The sequence below is a fragment of the Vibrio sp. UCD-FRSSP16_30 genome (assembly GCF_001676025.1).
Lineage (GTDB): Bacteria > Pseudomonadota > Gammaproteobacteria > Enterobacterales > Vibrionaceae > Vibrio.
Genome location: NZ_LZFW01000015.1, coordinates 47,307 through 56,639, shown reverse-complemented (window position 1 = coordinate 56,639; position 9,333 = coordinate 47,307). Strand labels below are relative to the sequence as shown.

At 37.4% G+C, this 9,333-nt stretch carries 9 protein-coding genes; 6 read left to right on the top strand and 3 right to left on the bottom strand.

Features of this window, described 5'->3' with window-relative positions:
- Positions 1-280: 280 nt before the first annotated feature.
- The 3 genes from A9260_RS08875 (at position 281) to A9260_RS08865 (ending at position 2,658) form a co-directional block, all read left to right on the top strand.
- On the top strand, positions 281-1,708 hold the full coding sequence (locus A9260_RS08875; protein WP_197485271.1) for a relaxase/mobilization nuclease domain-containing protein: 1,428 nt from the start codon (positions 281-283) through the stop codon (positions 1,706-1,708).
- Between the two features lie 343 nt (positions 1,709-2,051).
- On the top strand, positions 2,052-2,414 hold the full coding sequence (gene queD, locus A9260_RS08870) for a 6-carboxytetrahydropterin synthase QueD (protein WP_068698185.1): 363 nt from the start codon (positions 2,052-2,054) through the stop codon (positions 2,412-2,414).
- A 1-nt stretch (position 2,415) separates the two neighbouring features.
- Positions 2,416-2,658, top strand: a complete 243-nt coding sequence (locus A9260_RS08865) for a hypothetical protein (RefSeq protein WP_068698183.1) — start codon at positions 2,416-2,418, stop codon at positions 2,656-2,658.
- Between the two features lie 32 nt (positions 2,659-2,690).
- On the opposite strand, the gene A9260_RS08860 is transcribed toward A9260_RS08865, so the two are convergent.
- The 3 genes from A9260_RS08860 to A9260_RS08850 are packed head-to-tail and all read right to left on the bottom strand — an operon-like array spanning position 2,691 to position 6,235.
- Entirely contained in the window at positions 2,691-3,890 is a 1,200-nt protein-coding gene (locus tag A9260_RS08860) for a DGQHR domain-containing protein (protein WP_068698181.1), read from the bottom strand.
- 6 nt (positions 3,891-3,896) lie between these two features.
- Positions 3,897-5,297 carry a tRNA-guanine transglycosylase DpdA gene (gene dpdA / locus A9260_RS08855; RefSeq protein ID WP_068698179.1) on the bottom strand — a complete coding sequence of 467 codons (1,401 nt, stop codon included), beginning with the start codon at positions 5,295-5,297 and terminating at the stop codon, positions 3,897-3,899.
- Positions 5,294-6,235 (bottom strand): DUF6884 domain-containing protein, encoded by a 942-nt coding sequence (locus A9260_RS08850; RefSeq protein WP_156684027.1) that lies wholly within the window; start codon positions 6,233-6,235, stop codon positions 5,294-5,296. Before A9260_RS08850 ends, dpdA (A9260_RS08855) begins: the two co-directional genes overlap by 4 nt.
- 109 nt (positions 6,236-6,344) lie before the next feature.
- Between A9260_RS08850 and dpdA (A9260_RS08845) the strand changes: the two genes are divergently transcribed.
- From dpdA (A9260_RS08845) to queE, 3 genes are read left to right on the top strand one after another with little or no spacing between them, the layout of a single operon-like run.
- Positions 6,345-7,568 carry a tRNA-guanine transglycosylase DpdA gene (gene dpdA / locus A9260_RS08845; RefSeq protein ID WP_068698174.1) on the top strand — a complete coding sequence of 408 codons (1,224 nt, stop codon included), beginning with the start codon at positions 6,345-6,347 and terminating at the stop codon, positions 7,566-7,568.
- The gene (gene dbpB, locus A9260_RS08840) at positions 7,565-8,674 is read left to right on the top strand and encodes a DGQHR domain-containing protein DpdB (RefSeq protein ID WP_068698172.1); all 1,110 of its coding nucleotides are present in this window, start codon (positions 7,565-7,567) and stop codon (positions 8,672-8,674) included. The genes dpdA (A9260_RS08845) and dbpB overlap by 4 nt, the downstream gene beginning before the upstream one ends.
- Complete coding sequence (gene queE / locus A9260_RS08835) at positions 8,661-9,326, top strand: 7-carboxy-7-deazaguanine synthase QueE (protein ID WP_068698170.1); 666 nt, start codon at positions 8,661-8,663, stop codon at positions 9,324-9,326. The genes dbpB and queE overlap by 14 nt, the downstream gene beginning before the upstream one ends.
- Positions 9,327-9,333 lie beyond the last annotated feature (7 nt).

The window sequence follows — 9,333 nt, the reverse complement described above, 5'->3', positions numbered from 1 at the left end:
GACCGCAGTCGTATTTAAGGCGTAATACCTCTTTGATTTTATTCATTGGAGTTCTCTTTTTGGCCATTATCGCTTCCTTTCCTTCTTGTTTTAGAAGTAAAGGATAGCGAGCYATTGATTTAAAAGAGAAAAAGGAAGGATTTCGGCCATTACGATCGCAGTTTTCGCTATTCCGATCATCGATTTCGGAGTTAGGTTAAAAGTGATCTGATAATCGCGGAATCAGCGATCGGTTTAAACCGAAATGGGTGATCGGATAATCCCGAAATGGGTGATCGGAATGCTCCGAAATATGCATACACCGAAAGCTCTGACAGCTAACCGTGAATTGGTCGTCGATGCGATAGCGAATAATCCACATAAGAGAAAGTATGTGTCGGGTGTTATCGCTCATGCCTTGGAAGATACTCATACACTTAATCAGTCCCCTGAAATCACACAAGAGTGGCGTGATTGTTTTGAAGCTCTTATCTTCGCGGGTGTTGAGGATGAAATGCTGATTGAGTGGGTTGAGCATCGTGATAAAGGCAATGTTGAAAACCATTTCATTGTGCCACGGATTCATCTCTCTACAGGGAAGTATTTTAACCCTGCTCCACCGAGTCATGTTCATGACTTTTCCGTGCTGTGTAACTACCTCAATGCAAAATATGAGCTTGCCTCACCAACCAACTTAAAACGTCGGAAAGACATCAACCTAACGGGTGCTTTTGATAATAAAACACGAAGTGAACGCATCAACGTTTTTAAAGTGTATGTCAACGCAGCCATCAATTCCTTTGACGTAAAGAACCGCGATGAGTTGATTACTCTGTTTAGAGAAGAAAGTTGGAAAAACTACACCGATATCGAAACCGTCAGGGTCTCGAAAAATTATATTTCAATAAAGTTGAAACAAGAGAAAAAAGCATTTCGTCTCAAAGGGTTTGTTTTTAGTGACCAATTTACGTCCCTTGAAGCACTATATCGAAGTGAATCTCAACCGTTAACTCAAGAGCTCTCGGTTGCTGAACTGAAAGAGCAGTTTGATGAATGTGTTGAGCGACGACGTCGTTTCAACCAACGATTCAACGGTGATTCGAGTTTCAAAGAGCTCATAATTACTGAGCAATTAGACCTCAAACCTCCTCAACCAAACTCTTCGAATGTTAAACAAAATTTGGATAAGAAAGTTGAAAGTACGGGCACGAAACAACTCATCAGTGACTTACACGAAAGTGTTAAACAATTGCACTTAACGTATGAGTCGCTCACTCATAATAACAATAATAAAGAGGTACTCAATGAGCCACTTAACAATACAAATAGCAGACCAATTGCAAACACTACTCTCGCAGGCACAAACAGCACTACAACAGTTAGAGGACAAACACGACAATCAGCGATTAGAGATAATCGAGGCGGATTATCAGACAATCAAGAGAAATTACCTAATGTTGGGCGAATTGCTAGAGATGTTGGGATCAAGGTTTCTCGAGCAATCGAACAATCAAAACAGCGAGCTAGAGAAGCAAAACGACAGGATAAAGAACGTGGAACAAGACGTGTTGAATTTAATGAGTTTGTTCAAAGGGCTAGAAACTTCGTTGAGCGAGTTAAAGCTTCCGTTTCCCAGATAATCTCGACGCCCAAATTTTATAATCGTTGGAAAGAGCTTGTGACGAAAAATAAAACCACATCGACACGCTCTTACGATCTAGATAAGTAAATTGCCTTTACAGTTTACGTAAACCTTATGTATAAGCTGTAAAGCGGCTGTAAAACAAAAATAATTAGGCCATATCATGTCAAATAAAGATTTAGAATCACACATCATTGATGCTACAAAACAATTGCTAGAGCAGAAAGTTGAACTTAAAGATATTTCGAGCCAACGAATCTTAGAGGAGGTACTAACAAACTACACATTCAACAAATATCGACTCGTCGAAAGTGTGAGCATGGGATCAAGCGAACATAACAATTCGTGCTGATTTTCGATGAAATGCCTCCCTATAATTACTGGGTTCGGGTATGATTTGTAATAAGAATGCTAACTAACAAGGAACGCAATGAAACACGAAATATATAAAGAATTTATGTTTGAAGCTGCTCATAAATTACCAAATGTCCCCGAGGGACATAAGTGTGGCAGATTGCATGGGCATTCGTTTTTAGTTAGGCTCTATTTGACTGGTGAGGTTGACTCTAATACCGGGTGGATACTTGATTTTGGTGATGTGAAATCCGCTTTTAAGCCGATCTATGATCAATTGGATCACTACTATCTTAATGATATTCCCGGTCTAGAAAATCCAACTAGTGAGGTTCTTGCTGAGTGGATCTGGAAGCAAACAAAAGCGGTGCTGCCACAGTTATCTAAAGTTGAAGTGAAGGAAACCTGTACAGCTGGATGCATTTATATAGGAGAGTAACATGGACGCAGAAAAGCTCAGTAATATTGGGCAGAAATTATTCAATTATGAAATTGGTGAGTTTTTAATTGGTGTTTCTAGCGGAAGAGTAGTGCCTGTAACATGCTCGCCGGACTGGTTAGAACTAAAGCGTAAGGCTCAATCGAACCAACTTTCAGAAAGCGATATTCGAATGATGGTCGAAATGAGTTCTTATGAACCACTGGCACTAGTATATGAGTTTATGGATGAACTAGAAAATTAAAAAAGAAGGCTATGAGCCTTCTTTTTAACATTTTAGCCTACATAGATATCGTATTCTTTTCGCCACTCTTTTTTGATTTCATATAGCCTCAATATGTTCGTAGCAAAAAGCTGTTTTTCAGATGTGGTATTCTGAAAGTCGTTCCAACGTCGACTATAAGGAAGGTCTTTAACATCAGGATTGTTGGCAAGGCCTAGTATCCAATAGCCTTTGCTGAATTTACAGTCTTCTTTAATCAATGATAATTCTTTCACAAAAAAGCCAGTAGAAGGGGTTTCATGCGTTAATATTGATTCATTGCTCGTATTTTTACTTGGGGTTTGGAAAACTCTCAACATATGACGACAAAGATATGAGAAGCCAATAATTGATGTTCCATGCGTTATATAAGAACTTTTCATATCACGAGATTTTTTTTGCCAATCGTCGTTGAATACTATTCTTACTGCGTCCCAGAAGTTCATAATTATCTTTACGAACTTAACTTTGGTTAGTTCATCGAGTTCTTGATAAACACGTACACCAATAATCTGCAATAGTTGGCGTTCTACATTGATTATAAACTCAGTTATTGAAGACTCTGCAATAATCCCATCTTTGTTTCCATTAGACTTGATAAGGCCTCTTAGTGGAGAAGAAATATGTCTATATCCAAGCTCTTCGCAAACGGATAGAGGGAAAGCTTTTGCAGCTAATGCTGGTGGTTTATAGATATCGTCGTACAGTGCTAACGCATTTAGTTGAACAGATGTTAGTGGTTTACCTAAGTTAAGAATTAGAAACTGTTGGATGTAATCATTCTCATCTTCAGAGATAAAAATCGAAACAGGAAGAGGGTAACTTTCATGGTGACTGTTCTTTACCCCACCTGAACGCTGCTGCCCATCCACGATAGCACCAGGTAACTCGCTTGATGGTTTCTCTGGATCATAGGGTACATGCAGGTGGCCGAACTCCGAACCTTCAAGTATTGGCTCAAATTTAACAGACTGATCAAATCCAATAACTAGGTTAGCAAGAATTGTTGAGTTCTTGGACTCAACATAATCAGTAATCGACTCAATATGTTTTGGCAACTCGTTTCGTTGATAGCCATTAATAAATTCACCTTCGCGAGTTATGTGAACAATTTTTGCTACGTCGCGTACTTTTTTCCCTTCAACCCAACCAGTATAAACAGTGACACCATTTACCACTTCTTGAATTACTTTAATTTTTAATATTTCTGACATGGTTGTTTACTTTAGTGTTGACTGTAATGATTTAATAACACGATCTTTATGCTTCGTCACAATAGCTAAATTGTGGATACCTCGGCGTCGGTTTGATTGATTAGCGCGGAAGATAATGTTCATTAGTCCTCCTTCACATATTCCACAACCACATTGTCGCCAAGCTCGTTGGTTCAAGAAGTCGCGATACTTGGATTCATTTCGCGCTAATGGACCTTCTTTTGATGGGGTGAGCTTAGAGGGTAAATAGCTTTCATTACTCACCTTCTCGTAAGCAATAAGTGCTTTGAAAGTACCCTCTAGATCCATTCCCGTTTCGTCAAAACGCTGAAGTTTTATAAGGCAATCTTTTTCTAGGCGCTTTACACATTCGTTGACTGACAAAGCAGTGTTCGATAAATCGATATCAAACTCATTATTTTCTGACATGTTTGATATGTGTTGGCGGAGTTCGTCACGGTGCTTCTCTATGTGCTTTTGAACGTTGTCATGATCGCACTGCCTAGCCCGGATCATGAGTGATTCTTGATACTTGTGATCTTCAGGATCTAGGGTGTAGTACTTTCCACCTTTTAAACCTTGCATCATCGGAGAGGTGCTGTCCGCACTTGTAACACCTGCCTTTACATACGCAGGGATGTTTTCGAAACGACATATTCCCAGTAGGTGGAATTCAGTATCAGCTTCTCTTACTTCCTTCAGGCTTTCTAGTAAGTCTAATAATTCATCTGTTTTAGACTTGATCATACCGCCGATAGTTATTTTTCTATAGCCTATATCTTGTAGTTCTTTTACTGAACGAATGAAAGATGCTTTATCATAACCATGTGCAACACCATAAGCTTCAAAGCGATACATCTTTGCTTTTTCAAAGAACTCTTTTGCATTTTTTAAAGTTATATCAATACGTCGTTCACTCTCAGCAATTAACTCATGTAAATCACATTTTTCTGCAGCGGCACATTTTGCAGTCTCATCCTTGAAGTAAGGAAATACTATATGATCGAGAGAAATACCATAATCAAATTGACCTCTATCGTAGAACTCAATTAACTCATCGACTGTAAATGGTGGTTCATCTTCATTGTGATAGTCAAAAGCACCACAGTCCCCCATTAATTTAACATTTGAATATTTAGGCTTGTTCAGGCGTAAAAACTCTCTTGCACCTAAAAAATAGAAGTCTTCAGTCAGCTCTTGCTCATAGTATTTCCCTCGTTTTTGCATTGTGCCAACACCAGCTAAAGAAACCAGCATTCCGTCATAAGGCATTTCATGCAAAATCTCATGAGGGTAATTGTCGTCGTCATATGGACGATGGTACTTGGTACGACTATTATCTCTTCCATCGAAGTTTGGATCGACAAAATCTTTGTTGTCTGGGAAGTAAAAACGAAACTTAGTCACGATAAACCTTTTTGTGATTTTATTCTTTTATAAAGAGTGGCGAAGCGCTTGTCTTGGCAAGCATTCCCATCAGTTTTGTACTGCTTGAAAGCAGAGTTGATAGAAGGAGGGGCTTTGCCTTGTTTAAGAAGTTTGTCTTCTATATACGAAACTATGAACTCATCGCTACGCTTGGTTCGTTTCTTTGCAGTATTTGAAGTTACTAAAGCAAACTCTTCATTGAGATCGCGAATAGTAGCATTGAAGTCAGGCTTTGTAATTTCTAATTTTTCCACAAATAGGTGAGTTGCGATAGCGGTAATGTTTCTGTCAGTAAGACTTAACCCAACACTTGCCCCTGATACGTGACCTAGCACATTACGGGAGCATTGAACAAAACATTGACTGAAATGTTCTAGTTTTCTAGGTATGGATGTGGAAATTATCGCAATTCTGTTCTTAGCATCGTTAAAGCGCTTTAAAGTATTCAATAAATCATACTCAATGGCACCTAAATATGCATTGCTAACAGTTAAAATGTAAAAATCCTGTTGATTTTCTTCGAACACACCTTCAAATGATCGACCAGGCAACTTTGAATGAGTCACCGATGACCACCACTGATGATTTGGCCTAGGAACGTGGTTTTTATTTGAAGCAAAAGTAGCGTTATAACTAGGAAGCTTTTCAGTTCCACTAATCAAACCATATCCGGCGGATAGAATGTCTAAGATTAATTCATCTCGATGAGCGAGTTGTTTTAATTTTGAATAGGCTTGGCCAACATACAGGTCTTTTGCTAAGACTCTTTCTTCGAACTCTGAGTTTTTAAAGATGTGTTCCCAGTTTTTCAGAGCGCAATTAAGATCTTCAGTGTTGTATTGACACATCTCCATATTCGGATGTGTCGGTTGACTCTTTCTCGCGGTGCAAGGAACGAGTAAGCGAATTTTTGTCATTTATCCTCCAACTCAAATCAAACAGTTTTCATTAAGGCTTCAAATCAAGCACAGGTAGTCTAGCTGAATCGAATAACTTCGTATATGCTTATCTTACATGGAGGTGGTAATGAAATTTTTTTTCCCAGATAGCCAGGATTTCGTAGACCCTTACTTTGATTTTATAACAGAGAAAAAATCTTCTTTGAGAGTTCGTCAAAGAGATGACGTCTATGCTCATCAGTTGTTTGCAAAGAAGCCATATGATGGAATATTAATCTCAAAGGCGGTCGTTGACGGTGTACCAGGTCATTCAAGCAAGACTAGATATTCTGAAGGGCAAAGATATCGGTTCTTTAGAGAGGGTGCTCATCGCTTTTTTAGACTAGATAAGAGCTTTACTGTTATGGGAGATAGTGGGGCTTTTACTTATGTAAATGAAGAAAGGCCACCTTATAGTAACAGTGAACTTATTGAGTTCTATGAAAAAGCGGGGGTTAATATTGGTGTATCGTTGGATCACATTATTTTTGGTTACCAAGATAAAAAGAATAAAAACCGTACACATTTACAAACTGATAGACACTATCGGATGGAGGTAACTCTAGATAACGCTGAATACCTAATTAAGCATAAGGGTGAATATAGTTTTATGCCATATGGCGTTGCTCATGGATGGGATAAAAAATCTTATTTGTCTTCGATTCTCGCCCTTCAAAAAATGGGGTATCAATATATAACGATTGGTGGAGTGATTAGTTTAAAAACAGATCAGATATGTGACTTATTAGAAGATGCCCTTAGAGTGTCGAACTCGAATGTTCAGTTTCATATACTGGGAGTTGGACGAATAGATATAGCACAAAGATTTGTAGGTAGTCGCCTGATTAGTATGGATAGTACTACTCCTCTTAAAAAGTCGTTTATGAATAGTAGTAAAAACTATCAGATAAATGGTTTAAATTATTGTGCAATACGTATTCCTCAATCATATGGGAACTTGAAGTTGAGGCAAGGAGTATCGAGTGGGAAAATTCCTCAAAGAGAACTAAAGCTAAAAGAAAACTTAGCCTTGCTCGCAATTAGAAAGTATGCAAAAGGTATTACTAATATAGAAGATACGTTAGAACATATATTTAATTATGAAAGTCTAATATCGAATAAAAGGGACGTTCTTTATGATAAATATAAGAAAACGTTATTAGATAAACCTTGGGAAAATTGTAATTGTGAAATATGCAAGGATATAGGAGTGGAAGTTATTATATATAGGGGTTCTGAAAGGAATAAAAGAAGAGGGTTCCATAATCTGCTTGATTTTTACTCTGAGATGCAAAGGATAGAAAACCAATGAATAAGTTAGCCTTAGAGGTAAATCAAAATAATAATGTTAGAGTATTTGTGTTGAGTATGAATATTCTAGAAATAGAGAGTATATGTACTATTTCTAGAATATTTAGAGATGATAACAATATGCTTAATGGTTATCAGCGTTCAGAAATAAAAAATCATGTGGATAATATAGCTAATTACATATGCAGTGATGATTCGATTGTTCCAAACTCGATTATCATCGGACTTAAGTCATCTGTTCAAGTAAAAGAGAAAGAAGGTAACTTGTTTGAGTTGAGATTTCCTAATGATAAGAATGTTGGTGTTCTTGTTGATGGTCAGCAAAGGGTAGCTGCGTTAAAGTTATCAGGAAAAGAAGACTACCATTTTTCAGTGACCGTATTTATAAACGATTGTACCAACTTTGAAAGACAGCAGTTCTTGCTGATAAACTCAGCTAAACCATTGTCTAGAAGTTTGATCTATGAATTGCTTCCTCATGCGAGCGGTAACTTTAGTGAAGAACTCATGAAGAAAAAGCAACCATCAATGATCACGCAAATTTTGAACTTTGATAAGCAATCTCCATTGTTTGGATTAATCAAGTTAACAACTAACCCTTCAGGTATTATTGCAGACAACTCCTTGATGAAGTTAATAGACAATAGTTTAAGAGAAGGTGCATTATATGAATATAGAAATAAAGAAAATGGTTTTATTGAAGATGTAGATAGAGTTGATGCTGTTGTCTTACTTTATTCATATTTTAGCGCAGTGAAAGAAGTGTTTTTTGATGATTGGGGTAAAAAACCGAAGTACTCTAGGTTGTTTCATGGCGTAGGAATAATATCATTAGGTCAATTGTTTGATGAAATATATTATTCATATAAAGTAAATAATATTAATGAAAGTTTTCTTGATTATTCCGTGTCAAAGTTATTTATGATTAAACCTTATTGCCATTGGAGTAGTGGTAGTTGGTTTTTTGGCAATGATATCGATGGGGAGCCTATAACTAGGAAATGGAACCAACTTCAAAATCTATCACAGGATATATCAATGGTTACCAAATATCTTTTGAGAATATATGATAGCCAAGAAAGAGGAGTAGAAATTGTTAAAAATTAATGAGTTTTTTGAGACGATACAAGGTGAAGGTTTCTACACAGGATTACCCTCAGTATTTTTACGCCTGCAAGGTTGCCCGGTTGGTTGTGCTTGGTGTGATACAAAGCATACGTGGGAAGTAGATCCAAGCAAGAGTATTGACTTTAGTTCTGTAGTGAATAAAAAAGAAGAAAATGATCTCTGGGTCGAATACTCTGAACAAGAGTTGGTTAATTATCTGTTGGATAACTATTCTGCAAAGCATGTGGTCATCACTGGTGGGGAGCCCTGTATTTATGATCTAACAGATCTGACAGAAAGATTGCAAAAAGAAGGTTATAGTTGCCAGATAGAGACGAGCGGTACTTTCGAGATCTTAGCAACTGATGATACATGGGTAACTGTTTCTCCAAAGGTTGATATGCGTGGTGGACTGAAGATCTCCTCACAAGCCATGGCTAGAGCGAATGAACTTAAACATCCAGTAGGTACAGACAAGGATATCGATAATTTAAAAGCTTTACTTAACAGTTTTGACGTTAGAGAAAATGTTATTGTTTCCTTGCAACCGATCAGCCAAAAAAAAAGAGCAACAGAATTATGTATTCAGACCTGTATTGATAACAACTGGAGATTGTCGATACAAACACATAAGTATTTGAATATTGCATAGGGATGAT

Bases quoted from the DNA above. Each gene is read 5' to 3' on its own strand.
- A9260_RS08850 (WP_156684027.1), bottom strand. From the start codon at position 6,235: ATGACAAAAATTCGCTTACTCGTTCCTTGCACCGCGAGAAAGAGTCAA.
- queD (WP_068698185.1), top strand. From the start codon at position 2,052: ATGAAACACGAAATATATAAAGAATTTATGTTTGAAGCTGCTCATAAA.
- A9260_RS08865 (WP_068698183.1), top strand. From the start codon at position 2,416: ATGGACGCAGAAAAGCTCAGTAATATTGGGCAGAAATTATTCAATTAT.
- dpdA (WP_068698174.1), top strand. From the start codon at position 6,345: ATGAAATTTTTTTTCCCAGATAGCCAGGATTTCGTAGACCCTTACTTT.
- dbpB (WP_068698172.1), top strand. From the start codon at position 7,565: ATGAATAAGTTAGCCTTAGAGGTAAATCAAAATAATAATGTTAGAGTA.
- A9260_RS08875 (WP_197485271.1), top strand. From the start codon at position 281: ATGCTCCGAAATATGCATACACCGAAAGCTCTGACAGCTAACCGTGAA.
- A9260_RS08860 (WP_068698181.1), bottom strand. From the start codon at position 3,890: ATGTCAGAAATATTAAAAATTAAAGTAATTCAAGAAGTGGTAAATGGT.